The sequence below is a fragment of the Thermostichus sp. OS-CIW-29 genome, from assembly GCF_054058195.1.
Genome location: NZ_JBSSAB010000001.1, coordinates 48,054 through 69,419 on the forward strand (window position 1 = coordinate 48,054; position 21,366 = coordinate 69,419).

The following is a 21,366-nucleotide window of genomic DNA, read 5'->3' on the forward strand; positions in this document are numbered from 1 at the left end:
ATACTGAACTTTATCGCAGCCACTTCTACGCGAAGGCGATCCCTGCTCTGCTCTACAGCTAACCGTGCGAGAGCGGCTGCTACCCCTAAGATGATGACAAATGTTTTAGAGTATTAACTTTTGTTATGAACTACAAAGCCCTCACCCTTGGGCTGACGGCGGCTGCTTGCTTAGCCTTGGTAGGCTGTGCCAGTTCCAGCAGCGATACGGCCATTGCCCCGCCGACGCCTACCCCAACTCTCTCTCCCAGCCCTACGCCGCTGCCCAACCTCGTCGCCGTTGCCGCCGCCAACCCCGACTTCAGTACCTTGGTGACGGCCCTGCAGGCAGCGGGCTTGGTGGGGACTTTGCAGCGGGAAGGTCCCTTCACGGTATTCGCTCCCACCAATGCTGCTTTTGCCGCTTTGCCCCCTGGCACGGTGGAATCTTTGCTGCGACCTGAGAACCGGGCAGAGCTGGTGCGCATTCTCACTTACCACGTGGTTCCTGGCTTGGCTCCTTCCAGTGCCCTCAGATCCGGCCAGCAGGTAACGACTTTGCAGGGATCCCCCGTCACCGTCACGCTTCTTGAGGGCGGACGGATTCGCATCAACAACGCCAACGTGATCGCCGCGGATATTCAAGCTTCCAACGGCATCATCCACGTCATCGACACCGTCTTGATCCCGCCGCGTTAGGAATTGGGCCACCACTTCGGGCATCATAGAAGCATCGAGATCCAGCACTTTATTGGGGAGATTCAGCGTGGAGCGGCCTAAGTGGGTAGCAATCGTTACAGGGATCCTGGCCATTGCTCTGGGGGTGGGCTACTTGCTGCTGGTGCAGCTATTGGACTATCGCGGCGGCCAATTTTTGCCGGCACCACTGGAGCCGCCGGCGATTTTGGGAGAGGGGATCCCTGGCTCATTTGGCCGGTTGAGCTGAGGGTGTTTTTGACTCCCCGCTCCCTTCTCTGGTCTCTTGCTCAGCTACTTCTCAGCAAAGCTCTCGACAAAAAAGCTCTCGACAAAACTGTATGCTCAGCTACAGCAAGCCCTATGCTGGAGAAGCGACTCGGATGGCTCAGCAATTTTGGGTTGCTTGATTTGAAGATTTGGGCAGGCTGTGGGTTGGGATGGTGCTGTCGCGCTCCACTTGGGTGTGGTTGTGGGCAGGGCTGGGTTTGGCGGCCCTGAGCCAATATCTGCAATGGGTTAGCGGGATCTATAGCTTTATCGCCCCCCATTCGTTGCCGCTGGCGGATCTGGCAGTGGCCGGGATCCTGGGAGGGACAGCAGCAGCAGGTCTGGCAGCGCGCCATTGGTGGCAGCAGGCTGGCCGACGGCAAAGTACTCCAAACCAGCGGACACAACCGCTGCGGCGGGTTAAGTTAACTCGGAATCAGGTGCAAGCCGATCTGGAAGATGCCGATCGCCTGATCCAGAAGCTGCAGAATGACATCAGTCGCCGTGCCCTGCGTGCCAAGCTGCAAGAGATCAATCAGCGGCTTAACCAGGAGGAATTGCATCTGGTGGTGTTCGGCACCAGTTCCGCCGGCAAGACCTCGTTGATCAATGCCTTGATGGGCCGACCAGTGGGCGAAACAGCCCCCACCCTGGGCACCACCCAGCAGGGATCCATCCACACCTACCAATTGGAGGGCTGGAACGGCCCCATTTCCCTTACCGACACACCTGGGCTGCTGACGATTGGGGGAGCAGGTGAAGCGGAAGCCCGCGCCCTGGCCCAGAAGGCGGATCTGCTGATCTTGGTGGTGGCCGGAGACCTGCTGGCTTCGGAGTATGCCGAAATGCTGGAGTTGGCCCGGCTGGGCAAATCCGCCATCCTGGCCCTCAACAAAACCGATCAGATGCTGCCGGAGGATGTAGAGACCATCTTGGCCCATTTGCGCCGACGCACCGCCGGTGTTATCCCTGCCGAACAGGTGGTGGCCATCGCCGCTGATCCAGAGCCCCTCAAGGTTCGCTACTACTCCGAAGATGGCTCTGTGTGGGAAACTTGGGAGCCGCAGCCCCCCGAGACAGAGGCCCTCATTCAACAAATGGCTCACCTGCTGCAGCAGAAGGGATCCCACCTGCGCTTGGCCAATGCCTTGTTGCAAACCCGAACTCTCAGCGAAGCCGTCCAGCAGGCCCTCCAAGAAGAACGTCGCCAACAGGGTCGCCAGATCGTGGAACGGATGCAGTGGGCCACCGCTGCTGCCCTGGCGGCAAACCCTCTTCCTGCTTTGGATGTGCTGGCAGGAGTAGCCATTCAGGCGCGCATGATTGGGGAACTGCACCAGGTGTTTGACCGACGCATTACCTTACGCCGGGCCCAGCAAATCGCCCAGAGTTTGGCGCAAATGGTGGTGCAACTGGGGGGGCTGGAGCTGGCCACTCAGGCTTTGGGCTCTCTGCTCAAGGCCAGCCCCTTGATGGTTATGGGGATCCCCCTGCAGGCAGTGACGGGGGCCTATCTGACACGGGTGGCGGGGCTCAGTTACCTAGAGTGGCTGTCCTCTGGGGATCCCTGGCAAGAGGAAATCCTGCAAGAGCGGATTAGGCAGCAGCTCCAAAACCGTCATCCTCTGGCCTTTCTCACCCAACTGGCCCGCCAAGCCCATTCCAACAGCTAGTCCAAGCATCCGTCTTTTCGCCGCCACAGGCCCAACCTATCCCGTTCTCCGCCCGCCGCAGAAAATCCATTACACTGAGTACAGCTTTTTCTAACTTAACTTTGTAGAAGTTCTGTAGATTAGCAGGCTCCAGGTCACACAAGAGAGAACATTTGTACCAGCCATACTCAGTGTTGCCGGAAAAAGTTGCACAATTTGTTAATCACAAGTCAAGCCCAGTCCATCATTTTGTAGTCTGCTGCCCTAAACTGGCTCCGTTTGCGCCTTATGTCTTCCATCAACCCGACCTTGCCCATTCAGTGGATCGACGCGGATTCGGGAGAGGTGGTGGAAGAATGCCCTTGGGAGAGCAGTCCCCATCCGGGCACCTACGTCCAACTGGCAGAGCAGCACTACCTAGTTCTGGAAAAGCGTCATTCCTACCGGCTCCGGCAAGGCAAATACCACCTGTGTGGGATCCGCGCCTTGGTGCGTTCGGTAAACCCACCGCAGGAAGCAGGGAATTGCCTGGGGGATCCCTCCTGTCGGTTTAATGCTCACTCGCCCTTGCTGCGTTGTGCCGTCAACCCCAGCGGGCCCTGTCAGGGCTGCCCCCACTACGAGTCGGCCCCGCGTTGCTAGCCCTCCAGCTCCAGAGCCAACACCTGGGTCAGCGCACGGTTGGTCTTTTCGCGAAACTCGGCCACGCTCACCCGTCCCAGCAAATACACGGCCAGCAACATCACCGCTGCCTCCACCCCAAAGACGGTGGCATAGGCAAGCACTGAAGAAGTGGGGAAGAGAATGCGCCCCAGATCGAGCAAAGCCCCGCCGAGCAAGGTGGAAACTGCCTGGGACATGGCCTGGGCCAGTCCCCAAGCCCCGATAAAGGTGCCTGCCGTCTCCGCTGCCGTCAAATCCAACATGAGGGTAATGGCGCCATTGGTGGTGATCCCAGAAGCCAAGCCAAACAGGATCATACACAGCTGCAGCAGCCGTGGATTGCCTGTAAACCCTGAGGCAATGGTCAGCCCAAAAGAGATGGCCACCAGCAGACAGCCCAGACGGGCCGTTGTCTGTTTGCCCAGCTTGGGCACGATGAAAAATCCGGTCAGCACAATCCCTGCCAAAATACCCAGGCTCCAAAAGGCATTGAGCTGGGTGCTCTGGGCCACCGTCATGCCAAACACCTCGCCGCCGTAGGGTTCTAGGATCGGCTGTTGGATAAACAGGCCCATGGTCATCAACACCAAGAAGCCGAAAAAGATCAGGGTTTGGCGGCTGGCGGTCAGCACCTTGATGGCCGTGCCAAGGGTGATTTGGTCTTCCCGTCCGGCCAGGGTGGAACGGGATCCGTAGCGGGAATAGCGCTTTTCCACCCCCCAGGTGGCGATCACCCCCAGCAGGATCACCACGGCTGGAATGATGACGAAGAGGCGATTAATGGTGCTCTGCAGGTTGTCCGGATCCAAGCCCCGCAGCAGAACTGCCGAGCCAATGGCCCCGCCGGCAATCCCCACCATCAACATAGACCAGACGATCCCCACCAACTTAGAGCGGTTGTCCTCCTCTGACACATCCACCAGCAGAGCCGCAAAAGGTGTGGAGCAGGCGCTGAGGCAGAGACCATAAAGGGCAAACATCAAACAGGCCAAGCCTATCCAGCCATAGGTGGCTCCAGACCAGCCCGTAGCCGCAAAGCTATCCCCCAAACCCCACACCACCTGCACCCCCAGGAAGATACAAACGGCAAATAGCACTGATCCCAGGCGCACATAGCCGGTGCGATGCAAGCCAAACAGGGGCTTGGCATCCGAGAGCTGCCCAAACCAAACCCGAGCCGGGGAGACCAACTGGTGCATGGCCAGGGATCCCCCCACCACCGTTGCCGGGATGGCCAGCAGATCCGTGTCGATCATGACGCGGTTCAGCACTCCCAGAGTGAGCAGCGACATCATTCCCAAGCCCATTTGAAACAGGCCCAGGCGGAACATGACATGCAGCGGCAAAGACTGAACCTGCACCTGAGGCTCTGGAGAAGTTGAAGTTACAGAAGCGTTGACCTCGGGATCCCGGCGAATACTGGCCATGATCTGGAATGATTCGAAAGGGTGCTACAGCTTTTTATCGTAGCCCAGGCAGCCTGGGATCCCGGCAAAAGCATGGGGTTGCCAAAAGCGAAACCGCCACGTCCTCTCCCCTTTTGGGAGCTATTGTCAGGGTATAGTCCCCCAATTTCCAATCCTCAGGAATATTGCTATGCGCGCCCCCATCCCCTGGCTGCTGAGTTCACTGAGCTGGGTGGGCATTTCCCTGGCCGGAGCAGCCCTCGTCCCTACACTGATGGTGTCCACCTCGCAGGCAACCCCTATGGATTTTCCCCTCCACCAGTCCCTTTCTTCCCCCTCGCCTTCAGAGTGGGCAGAGTACTTGGCCTACAGGCAGGTCATCGACCGGACGATCTCCATGACCTGGGATCCGCAAGCGCGAGCCTTGGCAAAGCAGTATGGGCTGGATATCGTCAACATCACCTGGGAAGATACCGGACGCCACAAGGGATCTGCCCTTGGCCCCAACATCAGCGACATGACCATCCAGGTACACCAGCTCAACCCCAGAACGGGTCACTACGAGCTGAGCTTGATGCCGGTGATCCGCTACCCCAACTTTGCCGATCTGTCTGCCGACCTGCCCCTCGACAGCCTACAGGTGCTGGTGGGCAATGAAAAAGGAAAGCCCTTGCAACCCGTGTCGTTGCGAGAGCTGCTGGGGAATCTGCGCCGCTACTTACATGATCCCGGCTCTTGGGCCGGCAACCGGAACTCCCTGCTGGCTCCACGGGATAGCCATGTGTTGGTGAGCGCCCAAGCTGCCTTTTTGCCCATCCCTGCCGGGGGATCCGCTCAATTCAACCCGGTGTTGTTCAACTACCAATCCTATCCCGGTAACCCAGCCGTACTGGCCATTTTGGCCACCCGCGAGGGCACCAGCATTACGGTGATCGAGAACCGCACTGAAGATAAGGTAGATAAGGTGGGCGAAGCTATTTGGGGCCAGCGCCTTTTCTTCAACCAAAATGGTGAACGGGCCAGCCTCACCGGGCAGCGCCTCAGCGATTTTCGGGCCGAGCAAGCCGCCAACCCAACCCCCAGAGATCCCCATTCGGCGGAAGTAGCAGAAGAAGCCCTGAACCTGGTGATGCTGATCCAAGTGCCTCTTCATCAGCGGCAGCCGCCGCGAAGGGAAGTTGAGGATATCTCTGTCAAGTTTTTCGGACCCGCAGCCGACCTGGCCGGCCTCAGCAATGTAGAAGCCGCTGTCATTGGACATGGGCCGGTGGAAGGCCCCTTCACCGAGATCAACAACCTGGACATCGAGCGGGATCCCCGCTTTCCCATTCGGGTCACGGTCCAGTTCTACATAGCCACCGACAATGGCGTGGTCTCTGCTGAAGACATGGCCCAAATCCACCATCAAATTGCCCGCGTCTATCGAGAGGCCGACTATGTGGGCAGCTTGGTGATTCAGGGGGATACAGGCCGACCTACGGAGTACGACCGTGATGCAGAGACAGAGCGCCCCTTTCCCTTTCCTGGGTGACCCTAGTATCAGGGCCTACTGCGCATTCTTCCCACAACCTGCAAGCGAGGGGCAGCATCTTCTCGCCCTAGAGTTTCTCTACTACACTGACAACTGACCTGGTGCCAAGAGGAGGGGGTGTCGGCCCGATATCCTCGGCAAGGTCAGGGTCTGCAGAGACAGTTGCCAAGGTCTCATTTCTTGAGGCCATGGTGCTTGTCTGTGCCAGCTCTTGCCCAAGGCAGTGGGGAGTTTTTCCTGCAACACTATGGCTGACGCAGTTCCCGTTCGGCGCTACGACCTGTTTGTGCAGGCTTCCCGGCTGCTGCAGCGCTACCGGCAGCTCACGCCGGAACTCCGTCCGATAGGGCTAGAGGTGGCTCTGGCCATCCAATATCACCGTGCTCAGGCCGGATCGGGATCCCTGCTGCCTTGGGTGGGATCCCCTCGCGGACTGCCCTTGCAGCAAGTGGCCCAGCGCATTTGCGACCCGTTTTACAGCAAAACCCACCCTCTTTTACCGACCTTGCCCGAAACCGGCGAGCCTTTGGTGTGGCCTCTGTTCAACCAGGGGGAAAACGGTTTGATCCGGCCCCTGGCCCCGAGCAAAGTGGGCGGGAAACTGGCGGAACGGCGCTGGCTCAAAGCCTGCAACAGCCAGGAAGGGATCGGCTGTCATGCCTTGGCGGCCCACTTGTGGCAAGACGAGCGCTTTTTGGCCGAAGACCGGGATCTCTGTCCTTTCCGCCTTTATGATGGGCGCTACCCCTTGAGCGTGGATCAAGGGCGACAGACTTGCGGCTTTGACGATCACCCCTGTGGCTGGCAGCCGGGACACCCCAAAATGTTGCAGGTGGTGGGCAAAGGCAAACAGGCCGAGATCCTGCTCCCCCACTGGACGGATGACATGTGGGCGATGCTCATTCCCTCCCATCGTCCGCTGCCGATTTACCCGCTCTTGGTGATGCTTTACTTTGGCCAAGAAACTTTGCAAAAGGGGCGGAGCAGCCTCTCCATCGAGCAATTTCGTCTGGATTTTCAGTTTAGCCAGTCTCAACTGCGCCTGTTGTTCGACACCCACCCTGAGCACCCCTTGAATCGACACCTGCTTACCTGGGCTCAGCAGCCAGAGGTGGAGTGGGGATCCACAGAACTCTTGCCCCAGATGCCGCCCCTCCTGCATCAACCTGCTGGGGGCAAGGTGGTTTTGGATCCCGATGAGCCGCCCCAGTTCCGCAGCAGTGGGATCCCTCACAGCGCCGGGACAGACCCGCTGATGGCAGAACGCCGCCGTCGACGTCAGTTGGAGCGCAGCGAGCGCCACAACGAGATCTTGCACCAGTTTCGCCGCTGGTTCCGCCTGGCAGGATTGGAAGTCCGGGAGGATCAGCATACCTTTGACTTTTTGGCCGTGGCGGACGGGCATCTGCTTTTGGCCGAAGTAAAGCTCCTGCACCACAAGGATGCGGCAGAGGCTTTGCAGGAAGTGGTGGGACAGTTGCTCTACTACGAGCGCTTTGCCCTCGGCCCCTGGATCGAGCAGGGCTTTTCCGTTCAGAAGGCCGCCGTTTTCGATGGACCGCCGCCGGATCCCTATGTGCGATTTCTAGAAGACCTGGGCATTGCCACCTACTGGATCAACGAGCAGCAGATGATCGATGGGCCAGAAAACTCTTTACGCCTGCTGCGCCAGATGGGGGTGCGGGTACGACCGGATCCCGAATTGGGGGATTAGGGGAAAAAGCCTGCCCATGTTCTCCCCTGAGTTTTGACTCAGGCGGGGGTAACTTCTTGTCTTCTTAAGCGTACCTTAGCTGCCCCTTTAATTCCTTCCTGAAGATGGTATCCATATAGACGGTAAAAATACGGGATCCTTTGAAGTTTCGGGAGGAGTGAAGCAGATGTGGTCTAGGGTTACTTCGCGTCGTGTTGCCCAATCAATTGCGGTGCTAGTTTTTGGTTTAGTGCTTTTGGTTTCTCTGCAAGGGCGCGGCTCCAGAAGAACTCTTTTGCCAATACTTACACCTGTGCCAGCACCGACCCCGACTTCAACACCCACAGCCACGCCAACACCGACGCCCACGCCGGGAGGCTGTGATCCCAACGCCAACCTGATCCCAGTTGGCACTGTCCAGGGCACTGGCTTCACTTCCCCCCTGGTGAACCAAACAGTCACGGTTTCTGGAATCGTAGTAGGAGACTTTGAAAATGAGGGGGTGGCTGGCCAAACCTATCTCCAGGGCTACTACCTACAAGATGATGGTGACGGGAATCCCGCCACATCAGATGGCATCTTCGTTTTCAGTGGCACAGCTAATAACGTCAGGCTTGGGGATAGGGTTCAGGTGACCGGAACGGTTGCTGAGTTCCGCCAGCAAACCCAGCTCTCCAACGTCACCAGCTTTACTGTCTGTAGCTCTGACAATCCGTTGCCGGCCCCAGTGCAGATCTCTCTACCGCTGACTGCGGAGCAAAGGGAAGCTCTGGAAGGAATGCTGGTCACATTTGGAAATCAGCCCCTGTTTGTAACCGACTCCTTCTTGCTGGGACGCCACGGGGAGCTGAGTGTGGCCACAGAGCAGTTGTTCACTCCTACGCAAATTGCGGCTCCCAGCCAGGCAGCTGCCATTCAAGCGGAAAACGACCGAAAGCGGATTCGCATTGATGACCGGCTGCTCACCCAAAACCCAGATCCGGTTATCTACCCCACTCCGGGTGGCCTGAGCGCGGCTAACACTGTGCGCGGCGGCGATCGCGTCAGCAACATCACCGGGATCATGACCCAGTTGCGAGGCCGGAATGTCAGTGGCGATGTGGATGCGACCATCGACTACCGTATCCACCCCAATGATCCCAACAACTTGCCCAGGTTTACAGCCACCAACCCTCGCCCGCAAAACCCACCCTCAGTAGGGGGCTCCCTGAGGGTAGCTAGCTTTAACCTGTTCAACTACTTCAACACCTTCGGCAACGCCTGCTTCCCCAATAACTCCTCCTGTCGGGGAGCCAGCAACGCCACCGAGTTCACCCGCCAGCGGGATAAGCTCATCGAGGCTATTCGCCGCATGGATGCCGATATCGTAGGCCTCAACGAGTTAGAAAACGATGGATACGGTTCGAATAGTTCCATTCAGGATTTGGTGAACGGGCTCAACCAGGTCATGGGGGCAGGAACCTACGCCTTTGTGAATGTTGGAGTGCCCAACCTGGGCGGCGATGCCATCACCAACGGCTTTATCTACAAGCCAGCTACGGTTGAAATTGCCCCCGGCACTAACCCGGCCTTCCTGGACACAGGGGAATTCACCCAAGGCCCCGGACGCTTCCATCGTCCTCCTCTGGCTGTAACCTTCCGGCAGCGGAGCAACAACGCCACCTTCACTGTTGTGGTCAACCACTTCAAGTCCAAGGGTTCTCCCTGCGATCCTATTGACAACGATCCCTTCCAAGGCAATTGCAACGGCAACCGCACCCGGGCCGCTCAGCAACTCTTGAGCTGGCTCGCCACCAATCCAACTGGCTCCACCGATCCGGATGTGTTGATTATGGGGGATCTCAACTCCTACGCTATGGAGGATCCGATCAAAACTCTGGAGGCGGGCGGGTTCATCAACCTCAATGGCCCCAACAGCTACTCCTTTAGCTTCCAAGGACAGTGGGGATCTCTGGATCATGCCCTGGCCAACAGCAGTCTGAGACCCCAAGTTACAGGCTCAGCTAAGTGGCACATCAACGCTGATGAGCCCGTGAGCTTGGACTACACCCTGAGCTTCAAGAGTCCCTCTCAGCAGAGCCTCTTCTACGCCAGCGATCCCTTCCGCTCTTCCGACCACGATCCGGTGCTCGTTGGCTTGAACCTGACTCCGGCCCCAACACCGACGCCGACGCCCACACCGACACCAACTCCTCCTTCCGTTAACCTGCCTTTGACAGAAGGCTTTGATAACTGCAACCCTGCTCCAGCCGGCTGGCAGATTGTGGATGTGGACGGCGACACCAGTCGTTCCTGGCGTTGTGTCAACTCCCTTGCCGAGGCCAACGCTTTCAACGGTCAGCAACCGGGTAATGACTGGCTGATCACTCCTCCTCTGAACCTGGCTTCCGTCAGCAACCCAGTTCTGACCTTCCGCAATCGGAGTTCTTTTAGCGATAACGGCCTTCCTCCTTCGCAACAACTAAGCGTTCTTTACTCCACCAACTACAGCGGTGCAGGCACTCCAGCGGCAGTGAATGCAGCCACTTGGACTGCTCTGACGATTCCCACTCTCTCTACGGGCAGCTTCGTCGACTCCGGCCCGATTTCTCTGGCTGGGATCCAGCCTTCCAACCGTGTTTACATTGCCTTCCGCTATCGCTCTTCTGGTACAGCTTCCGGCTCGGCCACTCGCTGGCGGGTGGATAGTGTCAACATCTCCGGGAACTAGGTGTGGGATCCTAGTGCCAACCTGAGTCTGATTGGCAGTGGCTGGGAAAGTGGATCTGCTTCCTCAGCCGTAACGCTCTCCTATGTGGTCTTGGCCGGGATCCACCGTTGCTCAGCGGGTTTCGAGCAGAGGGATTGACTTTTGGAGCACGGACTAAAGGGAGAGGAGCCGGGGGTGGTTGCCTTTGGCGGCACGGAGCGCTTAAGACACTTCGGGAGAAAAATGGTTGAGGATCCGGGGGGATTGCAATGTCCTCGTCTCAATCGAAATGACCTCATTATGGGATCCCCACCTGGGCGCAGATGTGCCCCTGTCGGTCGAACAACGTCACCGCCAACAGCAGGGATCGACCGGCATACTTTTGCACATAGCCTGTGGCTCGCTCCAGGATTTGGCGAGCCAACTCCTGCATCACGGGTGCTGCCCAGCCAAGGCCATCCAGATGGTGCACCGCTGCCTCTACTGTCCGCAACTCCAGCACTTGCCGTGCCTGTTCTGCTGTTCCTCCGCGCCGGATCAGGGCTGCCGCCAGAATTTCCAAGCGAGCATCGGCCACGTGGCTGGAAGTGGTGAAGATCCCCCCTGCCAGCTTGATCAGCTTGCCGTGGTAGCCGATCAAATGAATGGACTCCGCCCCCCGCAGCGCCGCTTCCACCAGCAACGGCCCTATCCAATTGGCTACTCGCAGGATCTGGTCTTCCGGGATCCCTTGCCCCAGCGCCACCTGCTGCCCATGGCTGCCCACGCAAAAGATCAAATGCTTGTGCCGCTCCAACTTTTGTTGCAGCTCTTGGCGGGCTTGCTCTAAGCTCTCAACACTTGAGGAAGGCTCCACCTCCGCCCGCGTTCCCAACAGGGCCAGCCCTTCCAGCACCCCAAAAGCGGCATTGGAGGTGCGCTCGGCCAGCAGCTTTCCTTCCGGCAAAATGATGCGCACCCGCAGGCGGCAGCCCTCTGGGATCCCGGGCAAAAGATTGATCTCAAACAAACGGCGGGCATAGGCATAAATGGCCGGGCTGCCATCGGTGCGTCGCCCCAGCCCTTCCCCGGCTTCCAAGATCAAGGGGGGATCCTCGGGATCCCTCTCCTCCAACCTCACCCAAGCCCAGACCGGTGTGTCGCGGGTGAGATCCAGGTGGGGGCCGGGATCCGAGCGGGTAATGGCCAGAGCTGTTGCCTTCTCCAAGGCAGCTACCTGCTCCACCGGGATGTGGATCCGAGCCTCAGGGGACTGGGGCTCAGCCTGCACCGCAATCGCCAAGCGCCCCCCTTCCTTCTCCAAAGGGATCCCCAGAAGGTGGTGAAGAGCAGCTCTGGCCGAAGCAACGGCGAAAACCGGCAAGGTATAGCCCCGCGGTCGGGATCCCTGAACAGCATCCTGCATCTGCACAGATTTTTGCTTGGGAAATGGGTAACCGGAAAACCAAAATCTCCGGAAAATGCACACCTCAATTGTGGCTTGTGAGAGAACCCAGGAGTTTCGGGGAACACCTCCCGGAAGCAATCGTTAAATGATCTGGGGGAAGAAGAGGGGATCCGAAATTTGCCTTTTTCAATGAAGGTAGTCGAAAACTGGGGCAGCTATGAGCGAAGCAGTGCAGCACTACCTTGAGCGTCTGGAGTCGCAAATACAGGAGCTAAAAGCTGCCATCGAGCGGATGCCCGAGCAGGTGGTGGCTGTTCTCCTGGCTACCCAGGAAGCCAAAAAAAACACCCCCGCCCCCTCCCGTTACAGCGTTCTAATCTCAGACTTGGTGGAAGATGGCAGCCACAACTTCCTGCTGGATGATGAACCTACTGTGGTGAGCAACCGCAGCATGGGGCATGAGCTGGCCCCCGAAGCCCAAATACAGCGCCTGAGTGCCCAGTTAACCGCTGCCTACAACCGCATTGCCGCTCTGGAAGAGCAGCTCTTGGCCCAGCGCTTGCAACACTAAACCAAACCGACAGTCGTCCGGACCGGTCTGGAAAGGCTTCAACGGGGAACAGCAGAGGGCTTGCCTTTGCGTTGCACATCCTGCATCTGGAAGCCGTGTTTGCGCAGCTCTTGATCCAGCACCAGCTCGTTTTCCACGTGATCCACAAACAACACGCCGTTGAGGTGGTCGATTTCGTGTTGGATCACCCGCGCCAGCAAATCGTCCGCTCGAAGGGTGCGGGGCCGCCCCGTTTCATCCTTAAACGAAACCACAATCCCTTCTGGGCGCACGACCTCGCAAAACACCCCCGGAATGCTTAGACAACCCTCCTGCCCGGCAACGGCCTCGCCAATGTACTCCCGGATCTCCGGGTTGATCAGCACCAGCGGTGGCACCTCCGGCTTATCGGGATAAAGATCCACCACAATCATGCGCTTGGGAATGCCAACCTGCGGAGCCGCCAGACCAATCCCATCAAAGCTGTACATGGTCTGCAGCATGTCCCGGGCAAGCTGGCGGATCTCGTCGTTGACCTGGCTGATGCGCTTGGCCGGCTGCCGCAGCACCTTGTCCCCCATGCGATAAATGTGCAGGGGCGGATGCTTCAGCTTCACTTTGGGAACGGCAACAGAAAGGGTAGCCACCATCCGGCAGATCTCTTCAGAATAAACAGCAGGTATCGGGTCTGGATCCCCATTCTACATTCAGTCCTGGTTGTGCTGAAACCATTGTTGCCTAGCTCTCCTCTCCCTTTGGAGAGGGGGTAGAGGCTTGTTTGGGATGATCATGGCTCAGGGTTGCCGTCGCCAGCCTCTGGAAGTCGTTGGGCCTGTTGGTCAATTCCCTGCTTAAAGCCCAAGGCCACCAAAATATTGGAGAGGGTGAGAAAAGCCTCTGCCCCTCCATGCAAGGGATCCACATTGGCCAGGGAAGTGCCGTAGTGCATCTGAGCGTACAGCCCTGCCGGGATGCTGACGGCCACAAAAAGCAACAACAGCCAAAATCCAACCAAAGCCAAACGTGGGATCCGGCGCAGCCGCGACAGAAAGAATAAAAAGACCAAGTAAGGGAACAGAGAGAGGGCAAATAAACTGTTCATCGCCTAGTCGGGATCCCCCTCCTGTGCAGGCTCGTCGGCTCTCTCAGCTCGCCAAATGCGGTAGGCAGCCCAAGCCAGGGTACAGTTGCCCAGCAAGGTCAAGCTGGCCTGTGCAGTGACCACCCAGTCCAACTTGGGGTCGTTGTCAAACCAGTGCCAGGTGATTGCGCACATTGCCCCCGACAAAGCGGGCAGCATCGCCCAGCTTAGACCTCGCCATTCGGGCCGGCCCACTCGCTCCCCAAATTGCCACACGAGCACAACAGCAGCGATCCACTCCAAAACACTGGCAACGTGAATCCACCAGGTGGGAAGCGAAAGGGCGTGCATCAGGCGCTGAGGGAATGACGCAGCAGTTGGCGGTAAGTGGCCTCCTGCAACAGCATTTGCTTGTGCAGTTTGACCAAAATGTCTTTGGCCTGCTCGGGGCTCATGCGAGAAACCAAGGTCTCGAAAGCCCGCTGGCGAAATTGCTGCTCCAAAGAAAGCTCTAGCGTTTCATCCATCATTATCACCTCAGGGTGCTCAGGTAGAGAGGTCTGCAAAGAGTTCCAACAGCGCAGATCTGGCCAGGTAGTGCAAGCAGGATAATACATATCTTAACAAATCGCAACAACGTGACAAGATGCCGGATCTCGACGTGCCGGAAGGGAGCTTGGCCGAGGCGAGGGCAGAGGCATTCAACCCAATGGCAGAAAAAGTACAGGCCCGTCAAGTTTGACGAAAGCGCATTTTGGATGGGGAAGGGGGAAGATTTTCCGGCAGGGATCCCTTTACATCCCGTCATGTTCGGCGATTCGGCAGGGCTCCATGATAGAAGTGAAGTACTCTGGAGCTTTGTTGCCACCCTTGCTGATTGGTGACTTACTTTGCTTGAATTGCCATGACCATTTTTGTGGGGAACCTAAACTATAAAGCCTCAACAGAAGAACTGAAAGCTTTCTTCCAGCAGAGGTGGAACGTTAAGTCGGTTACAATCCCGATAGACCGAGAGACAGGTCAGACACGAGGCTTCGCGTTTGTGGATCTGGCAACCGAAGCTGAGGAGGACGAAGCCATCGAGAGCGCGAACGGGCAGGAATTCATGGGCCGGCCTCTGCGTTTGGATCGAGCCAGGCCCCGCCGCCAAGCCTAAGCAAAGATTGTTCAACCCTGGGTTTGCCATTCTGGGCAACCAAAGGACTCCGTCCCGCTAACGCGAACGGCAAGGTTTATCCCAACAGATGGGAGAGCTGCAAAGTCTCCAAGAGCGCCCAAGATGGTAAGGTTGCTACATCTTTCCGACATTCATCTGGGCAGTGGTCTTGCCTACGGCCACATTAACCCAGCTACCGGCCTGAATACCCGTTTGGAAGATTTTGTAGCTTCTTTGCGCTTGTGCATTGACCATGCTCTCAACCAAGCGGTGGATCTGGTGTTGTTTGGGGGCGATGCTTTCCCCGATGCGACACCCCCCCCTCTCCATCAAGAGCTTTTTGCCCAACAGTTTCGCCGCCTGGCCGATGCAGGGATCCCAACCGTCCTGTTGGTGGGCAACCACGATCAGTACGGGCAGGGACAGGGAGGCAACAGCCTGGCTATCTACCGCGCTTTGGGGGTCTCAGGCTTTATTGTGGGGGACAGACTGGAAACTCATCGGATCGAAACTCGCGGTGGCCCGGTGCAGGTGACCACTTTACCTTGGCTGAGTCGCTCTGCTCTACTCGCCCAACAGGAAAGCTTGGCGCTTGAAGGGGAAATCCTCGCGCATCAGCTCCTGCAGCGCCTCCGCCTAGCCCTAGAAGGGGAGATCCGCACCCTGCAGCCAGGGATCCCGGCGATTTTGTTGGCTCACGTCATGGTGGAGACAGCCCGCTACGGAGCAGAACGCCATCTTTCGGTGGGCAGAGGATTTACGGTGCCCCTTTCGCTGCTGGCTCGGCCTGCCTATCAATATGTTGCCTTGGGGCATGTACACCGTCACCAGGTGCTGTGTCGGGATCCCTTGATGCTCTATCCCGGCAGCATTGAGCGGGTGGATTTTGGCGAAGAAAAAGAGGAAAAAGGCTGTGTGCTGGTGGAAGTCACCCCTACGGGGGCCAGCTATGAATTTTTGCCCCTGCCAACCCGTACCTTTCACACCATTCGCCTGGATCTGAGCGCAGATCCACCCCAGCAGGCGCAGTCCAAGCTGCTGGCCGCCATCGCCAAGGCCCCCGTGGCCGGCTCCATCCTGCGGTTGATCTACCGCATACGGCCCGACCAGCTAGAGTGCATTGATGAGCGGGCTCTGCACAACGCTCTTGCCCCTGCTTTTAGCTACACCATCGCCCCAGAAGTGGTCAGCCCCAGCCGCATCCGTCTGCCGGGATGGGATCCCAGCCGACTTGAGCCCCTGACGGCTCTGGAGCAGTATTTGGCCAACCGCAGCGATCTGGCCCCCTTGCACAACGATTTGCTGGCCGCCGCCCGTCAGTTGTTGGAGGAATATGCGGATCCCTTGCAGGACTGGGATCCCAACTGGGAGGAGCCGGGAGCTTCAAGCCCTGCCTCAGCAGAAGAGGAGCAGTTGCCTTTGTTTTGAGATGCTCCCTTTGTCGCCTCAGGGTTCGTAGGGGTGGGGATGGGGGATCCCTGTACGAAGAAATCAGGACAGGAGTGCTCGCCAAAGCTGCGGGCTCCTCAAGCTTCAAGTGATCTGAATCACTTCGAAATGGCAAAAAGCAACACAAACTGAGGATTGGGTTGAAGACGTTGGCAACGACGGCATCAGCTCACTCACAGGGAACTGACTCAGACTGGTAGACCTCACACTGCCAGTCTTTTTTTGTTTAGGGCCTGGGGGCTGTGAAGTCGCAGCGAGCGGGGGATCCCTTTCTAGCATTCATGAAATTCCCATCTTCTTTTCTATAGAGTCAGCTAGAAATCGCAGGAGCCCCGCACTGTACCCGTAGGGTCAGTGCCGGGAGGAATGCGAGGTTACAATAGAACCATGACCCAAGTCCTGACCGTCTCCTGCAAGCTCAAGGTAGCCCAGTCGCAAGCCGCCAAATTGGACGCGACGATGGATGTCTTTGTGCAGGCATTGAACTGGGTCAACCAGAACACGCCGGAGAAGATCGTCAACGCGGTCAAGCTGCAATCCCTTTGCTACTACGAGATTCGAGCCCGGTTTGGCTTGTCCAGTAACTTGGCTCAACAGGTGTGCAGACGGGTAGCGGGTTCCCGCAAAGTGGCTAAGCAGAAAAAGCGTCCCGTCAAGGAGTTTAAGAGCGGCTTTGTTACCTACGACGCTCGCATCTTTTCGTTCCGTCAAAAAGACTGGACGGTGTCGCTGACCACGGTGGAAGGGAGAGAACGCTTTGAGCTAGCCATTGGTAACTACCAGAGGGGAATGCTGGCTGGCTCTAACCCCAAATCGGCCACCCTAGTCCAGCGGAAGGATGGCTCCTACTACATCCAGATTTGCGTAGAGAAAAAACCACCCAAGCAACAAGATACCGACAAGGTGATCGGGGTGGACTTGGGGAGGACAGATATTGCCCATACGTCAGACGGGGACAACTGGAATGGACAGCAGTTGAACAGAGTCCGCGACCACTACTCCAAGCTGAGGGCGGCACTCCAACGCAAAGCCAGTAAGGGCACCCGCAGTTTGCGGCGCAGATGCAGAGAACTGTTGCAACGGCTGTCTGGCAAGGAGAGACGCTTTCAAGTGTGGGTCAATCATCGCATCTCCAAAGCTATTGTCTCTAGGGCAAAAGCTACCAACAGCGCTATTGCTCTGGAAGACCTGACAGGGATCCGGGAAAGGGTCAATCAACAGCCACGCAGCAAAACCGAAAGGCGCAGGGCCAACAGTTGGGCGTTCTACCAACTACGTCAGTTTCTGGAGTACAAGGCGAGGGTTGCAGGGGTTTCTCTGATTCTTGTGCCGCCTGCCTACACGTCGCAGACCTGCCACCGGTGTTTGCACATTCATCCCGATCCTGCGCAATCCTACCGCAGTGGCAAGTCGTTCAAGTGTGGGCACTGTGGATGGGAAGGGGATGCGGATTTGAATGGTGCGAATGTGATTGCGCTCTTGGGGGCTGTCGTAAACCAGCCTAGAGGTTCGGGCCTGTTTTGTTCTCTGGTAGAGCAGAGCAGGCTCAGGGCTACTGAAAGCCCGCTCCGTACCGCTTAGCGGTCGGAGTCGGGTAGTTTACTGCAAGTAGGTGTAGGCCCGCAGATTGTCTTCAAAGTGCTGCTGCAAGGCGCGGGCTTGATCCAGCGTGATCTGCCCTCGCTGCAGGGCGGTCTCGGTGGCGTGGTGGAGGGTCTCCACCAGATCTTCGCTGTTGTACTGCACCCAGCTCAGCACCTCGCCGATGGTGTCCCCCTTGATGACTTGGGAAACGTGGTAGCCGCCGGGGCGGGAGCGGATATGCACCGCGTTGGTATCGCCAAACAGGTTGTGCAGATCTCCGAGAATCTCCTGGTAAGCGCCCCCCAGAAACACCCCCAGCAGGTAGGGATGTCCGTTGGGGTCGTGCAGCGGCAAGACCGAGGTGATCTGCCCATCTTCGCCGAAGAAGCGGTTGATCTTGCCGTCGCTGTCGCAGGTGAGATCGGCCAGGGTGGCCCATTGGCGTGGCTCCTCATCCAGACGGTGGATGGGCATGATGGGGAAGACCTGGTCGATGGCCCAGCTATCCGGCAGGGATTGGAACAGGGAGAAATTGCCGTAGTAGATGCTGGCCAACATCTCGTCCAGATCCAAGAGATCCACCGCCACCGGATGCCCCGCTTGGTGCTGCTCGTAGGCCAAGGTGCAGATCTTGTCGGAGCAGTTCCAAAACAGCCGCTCCACTTCAGCTCGCTCCTGCAGGCTGAGGGATCCCTCGGTGAACTGACGCAGAGCAGCCTCCTTCAGCTCCTGACAACGGCGGTAATTGACCACCAGAGTATCGGGCTGGATTTGGTAGTAGAGCTGGTTTAGCTTCTGGATCACCTCTGCATCGGAAGTAAGCTGGGTGGGCATGGGGTAGGGGCTGGCGGCGTTGACATCTTGCACGTCAAACACCAGCACCGACTGGTGGGACATCAGGGCGCGTCCGCTTTCGGTCACCAGTACCGGCGGCTGGATCCCGTGGGGTTCTAGGGCGGTCAGCACGGTCTGCACCACGGTGGCGGCGTAGTCCTCCATGCTGTAGCTCTGGGAAAAAGGATTGGGGGACTGGGATCCGTCGTAATCGACCCCCAAGCCGCCGCCGATATCCAGGTAGCCCATGGGGGCCCCCAGCTTGACCAGCTCGATGTAGATTTGGCTGGCCTCCCGCACGGCCCGTCCATGCACGCTCACCATCGAGATCTGGGAGCCGATGTGGTAGTGCAACAGGCGTAGACAATGCAGCTTGCCCGCTTCCCGCAGCCGTTCCACCACTTGCAAAATCTCGGTGGCCGTGAGGCCGAACTTAGCCCGATCCCCAGCCGAGGTGCCCCAGCGTCCACTGCCCTGGGCGGAGAGCTTGGCCCGTACCCCCAAGATGGGGTCAATGCCCAGTTGGTCGGCAGCCTGCAGCGCCAGCTCCAGCTCTTGCAGCCGCTCCAAAACGATGATGGGTGTGCGCCCCAGCCGCTGGGCCAAGAGAGCCGTCTCCATAAAATCCCGGTCTTTGTAGCCGTTGCAGATCAACAAAGCCCCGGGAGTATCCAGCAGAGCCAGGGCAATCAACAGCTCCGGCTTGGATCCCGCCTCCAGGCCAAAGTGGTAGGCGCGACCGTGTTTCACCACTTCTTCTACCAGGTGGCGCTGCTGGTTCACCTTGACGGGATAGACCCCCCGATAGACGTTGGGGTAGCCAAAGCGCTGGATGGCCTGCTGAAAGCTCTCGCAAATCCGCCGCATGCGGTCGGCCACGATCTCGGGAAAGCGAATCAAGAGGGGCAACTGCAGGCCCCGCGCCACCAGATCCATCACCAAGTGGTACAGGTCAATGCCCGGTTCCTGCTGCTGTAAGCCCTGTGGGGTCACCTCCACATGACCGGCGGCGTTGATACGGAAGTAGGGATCCCCCCAACCTGAGATGCGATAGAGCTTTTCGCTGTCTCGCAGTGTCCAGGGAGAACGAGTCAAAGTCGGCATAGTAGCCCCCCAGATACCGAGATGTGAACAGCGCAGGATTTCTGCACAGAATTCAGAATATATTGCCTTATTCCAGAATATGTCAAGATTTTTCTGGTGCGGGGGGACTCAGGCCCAAAAACCGCTAAGCCTTGCCAGACAAGGCTTTGGCTTGAGGATCTCTGTGCAACTGCCGCAGAAGTCATCTCGCTCAATCTCTTGTTTGCGCTGTTTTTCTTTGTTTTCCTCTTGAATTCTCCGTTTTCCGTCTCTCCTTTCTGAGCTTGGGTCGGATCCCGACTTTTGCTGGGAAGCGTAGCGAGGAATACGGGGATGGCGCAGAGGGAAAGACAGCCACCTGGGGAAAGTGGGCCACGCACGGGATCCCAAGAGCTCTCGCCGGCAACCCTTGACAGGGCCCCGTGGGCAAGACAAGGATCGGGGCGGTGACCTCGGAGAACCTGAACCATGGCTCAACTGCCCCGCTTCCGTCGCCGAGAAGTGTTGCTTTCTTTATTGGCCACCGGCGCTACCTTGAGCGCCTGCCAAAGGGGATCCCGTTCTGACCAACCCAGCGGCAGGGATCCTGTTCCTGCCTCCGGCAGCCAGCCCGCCGACAAAATTTTGCTGATCAACGGAGCCGGGTCCACCTTTCCGGCTCCTCTTTACTTGCGCTGGTTTTCCGATTACCGCCAGGTGGATCCCAAGGTGGAGATCAATTTCCAACCGGTGGGCAGCGCCGCTGGGATCCGGCAATTTATTGACCAGACAGTGGACTTTGCCGCCAGTGATGTGGCCATGACCGATGCCGAGATCGCCGAGGTGAAGCGGGGTGTGGTGATGATCCCGATGACCGCAGGCAGCATTGCCGTAGGCTACAACCTGCCGGGGATCCCTTCTGGACTCAAGCTGTCTCGACCCGTTTTGGTGAAGATCTTTCGCGGCCAAATCGACCAGTGGCGGGATCCGGAGATCCTGGCCCTGAACCCGGAGCTAACCATTCCCGATCTGCCCATCACCGTCTGCTACCGCTCCGATGGCAGCGGCACCACCGATACCTTTACCCGCCACCTGGCGGCCATCGATCCGGCTTGGGCCTCGGAAGTCGGTGCTGGCATGTCGCTGGAGTGGCCGGTGGGCATTGGGGTGAAAGGCAACGAGGGCATGAGCGCCCAAATGCTTCTCAGCGAAGGGGTGATCGGCTACGTGGAGTCGGTCTATGCCCGCGAGCTGGATCTGTCGGTGGCAGCTCTGGAGAACCGCCGCGGCGAGTTCATTCTCCCCTCCCCGGAAGCCTCGGCCCTGGCCTTGAGCGAAATTGAGCTGCCGGAAAACCTGCGGGCTTTTGTGCCGGATCCCGCTGGCCCTGGAGCGTATCCCATCGTCACCTACACCTGGATCCTGACCTACCGCCGGTACTCGGATCCCGCCATGGCCGCCGCCTTGCAAGCCGTGCTGCGTTGGGCCCTCACCGAAGGGCAATCCCTGGCCGAGGAGATGGGCTACCTGCCCCTGGCTGAAACCGTTGTGAACCGCGGCCTGGAGGCGCTGCAGCTTATCCAGAGCTAGCCTGGCAGCAGTCCCCCAAGAGTTGCCAATAGCTGCCAACCCAGGCCATACCCCAAGCGGCACCGAAAGCAAGGCTGCTGCAGGTACGGAGATCC

19 protein-coding genes are annotated in these 21,366 nt (G+C 58.3%); 12 read left to right on the forward strand and 7 right to left on the reverse strand.

The genetic code is table 11. The annotated features are described in order from the left end of the window. Nucleotides 1-125: 125 nt before the first annotated feature. From ACVWZJ_RS00220 to ACVWZJ_RS00235, 4 genes are all read left to right on the forward strand, one after another. Nucleotides 126-677 carry a fasciclin domain-containing protein gene (locus tag ACVWZJ_RS00220; RefSeq protein WP_011434299.1) on the forward strand — a complete coding sequence of 184 codons (552 nt, stop codon included), beginning with the start codon at nt 126-128 and terminating at the stop codon, nt 675-677. Nucleotides 678-744: 67 nt separating this feature from the next. Next, nucleotides 745-924, forward strand: a complete 180-nt coding sequence (locus tag ACVWZJ_RS00225) for a hypothetical protein (RefSeq protein WP_011434300.1) — start codon at nt 745-747, stop codon at nt 922-924. A 190-nt stretch (nt 925-1,114) separates the two neighbouring features. Then, a complete protein-coding gene (locus tag ACVWZJ_RS00230) occupies nt 1,115-2,617 on the forward strand; it encodes a GTP-binding protein (RefSeq protein ID WP_083757669.1) in 1,503 nt (500 codons plus the stop codon). 267 nt (nt 2,618-2,884) lie between these two features. After that, nucleotides 2,885-3,238 (forward strand): DUF6464 family protein, encoded by a 354-nt coding sequence (locus ACVWZJ_RS00235; RefSeq protein WP_414341972.1) that lies wholly within the window; start codon nt 2,885-2,887, stop codon nt 3,236-3,238. On the opposite strand, the gene ACVWZJ_RS00240 is transcribed toward ACVWZJ_RS00235, so the two are convergent. Further along, nucleotides 3,235-4,686 carry a BCD family MFS transporter gene (locus ACVWZJ_RS00240; protein ID WP_457393839.1) on the reverse strand — a complete coding sequence of 484 codons (1,452 nt, stop codon included), beginning with the start codon at nt 4,684-4,686 and terminating at the stop codon, nt 3,235-3,237. The genes ACVWZJ_RS00235 and ACVWZJ_RS00240 overlap by 4 nt on opposite strands. 169 nt (nt 4,687-4,855) lie before the next feature. On the opposite strand from ACVWZJ_RS00240, the gene ACVWZJ_RS00245 reads away from it, so the two are divergent. From ACVWZJ_RS00245 to ACVWZJ_RS00255, 3 genes are all read left to right on the forward strand, one after another. After that, complete coding sequence (locus tag ACVWZJ_RS00245; RefSeq protein WP_457393842.1) at nt 4,856-6,196, forward strand: hypothetical protein; 1,341 nt, start codon at nt 4,856-4,858, stop codon at nt 6,194-6,196. A gap of 247 nt (nt 6,197-6,443) precedes the next feature. Further along, nucleotides 6,444-7,910, forward strand: a complete 1,467-nt coding sequence (locus ACVWZJ_RS00250) for a hypothetical protein (protein WP_011434306.1) — start codon at nt 6,444-6,446, stop codon at nt 7,908-7,910. Between the two features lie 292 nt (nt 7,911-8,202). Beyond that, the gene (locus ACVWZJ_RS00255; RefSeq protein WP_457393845.1) at nt 8,203-10,599 is read left to right on the forward strand and encodes an ExeM/NucH family extracellular endonuclease; all 2,397 of its coding nucleotides are present in this window, start codon (nt 8,203-8,205) and stop codon (nt 10,597-10,599) included. 277 nt (nt 10,600-10,876) lie between these two features. Here ACVWZJ_RS00255 and cbiD read toward each other — a convergent pair whose 3' ends face one another. After that, nucleotides 10,877-11,983 (reverse strand): cobalt-precorrin-5B (C(1))-methyltransferase CbiD, encoded by a 1,107-nt coding sequence (cbiD, locus tag ACVWZJ_RS00260; protein WP_457393848.1) that lies wholly within the window; start codon nt 11,981-11,983, stop codon nt 10,877-10,879. Between the two features lie 199 nt (nt 11,984-12,182). Here cbiD and ACVWZJ_RS00265 point away from each other — a divergent pair, with 199 nt between their 5' ends. Continuing rightward, the gene (locus ACVWZJ_RS00265) at nt 12,183-12,536 is read left to right on the forward strand and encodes a hypothetical protein (RefSeq protein WP_414350209.1); all 354 of its coding nucleotides are present in this window, start codon (nt 12,183-12,185) and stop codon (nt 12,534-12,536) included. 38 nt (nt 12,537-12,574) lie between these two features. Here the strand turns inward: ACVWZJ_RS00265 and def are convergent, their stop codons facing one another. The 4 genes from def to ACVWZJ_RS00285 all read right to left on the reverse strand — a co-directional run bounded on the left by def (nt 12,575) and on the right by ACVWZJ_RS00285 (nt 14,123). Next, the gene (gene def, locus ACVWZJ_RS00270; protein ID WP_414350211.1) at nt 12,575-13,165 is read right to left on the reverse strand and encodes a peptide deformylase; all 591 of its coding nucleotides are present in this window, start codon (nt 13,163-13,165) and stop codon (nt 12,575-12,577) included. Between the two features lie 137 nt (nt 13,166-13,302). Next, nucleotides 13,303-13,617: a DUF3593 domain-containing protein gene (locus ACVWZJ_RS00275; protein WP_011434312.1), complete on the reverse strand. Its 315-nt coding sequence runs from the start codon at nt 13,615-13,617 to the stop codon at nt 13,303-13,305. A 3-nt stretch (nt 13,618-13,620) separates the two neighbouring features. Further along, on the reverse strand, nt 13,621-13,947 hold the full coding sequence (locus tag ACVWZJ_RS00280) for a DUF2499 domain-containing protein (RefSeq protein ID WP_414383209.1): 327 nt from the start codon (nt 13,945-13,947) through the stop codon (nt 13,621-13,623). Further along, entirely contained in the window at nt 13,947-14,123 is a 177-nt protein-coding gene (locus ACVWZJ_RS00285; protein ID WP_041437678.1) for an NblA/ycf18 family protein, read from the reverse strand. The genes ACVWZJ_RS00280 and ACVWZJ_RS00285 overlap by 1 nt, the downstream gene beginning before the upstream one ends. Before the next feature lie 377 nt (nt 14,124-14,500). Between ACVWZJ_RS00285 and ACVWZJ_RS00290 the strand changes: the two genes are divergently transcribed. The 3 genes from ACVWZJ_RS00290 to ACVWZJ_RS00300 all read left to right on the forward strand — a co-directional run bounded on the left by ACVWZJ_RS00290 (nt 14,501) and on the right by ACVWZJ_RS00300 (nt 17,782). Then, entirely contained in the window at nt 14,501-14,752 is a 252-nt protein-coding gene (locus ACVWZJ_RS00290; RefSeq protein ID WP_011434316.1) for an RNA recognition motif domain-containing protein, read from the forward strand. A 123-nt stretch (nt 14,753-14,875) separates the two neighbouring features. After that, nucleotides 14,876-16,180: a metallophosphoesterase family protein gene (locus tag ACVWZJ_RS00295; RefSeq protein WP_011434317.1), complete on the forward strand. Its 1,305-nt coding sequence runs from the start codon at nt 14,876-14,878 to the stop codon at nt 16,178-16,180. Between the two features lie 408 nt (nt 16,181-16,588). Then, a complete protein-coding gene (locus tag ACVWZJ_RS00300; RefSeq protein ID WP_457393852.1) occupies nt 16,589-17,782 on the forward strand; it encodes an RNA-guided endonuclease InsQ/TnpB family protein in 1,194 nt (397 codons plus the stop codon). 18 nt (nt 17,783-17,800) lie between these two features. On the opposite strand, the gene speA is transcribed toward ACVWZJ_RS00300, so the two are convergent. Further along, nucleotides 17,801-19,723, reverse strand: a complete 1,923-nt coding sequence (speA, locus tag ACVWZJ_RS00305) for a biosynthetic arginine decarboxylase (protein ID WP_457393855.1) — start codon at nt 19,721-19,723, stop codon at nt 17,801-17,803. A gap of 447 nt (nt 19,724-20,170) precedes the next feature. Here speA and pstS point away from each other — a divergent pair, with 447 nt between their 5' ends. After that, nucleotides 20,171-21,271, forward strand: coding sequence for a phosphate ABC transporter substrate-binding protein PstS (pstS, locus tag ACVWZJ_RS00310; RefSeq protein WP_457393858.1), 1,101 nt, complete (start codon nt 20,171-20,173; stop codon nt 21,269-21,271). Nucleotides 21,272-21,366: the final 95 nt, after the last annotated feature.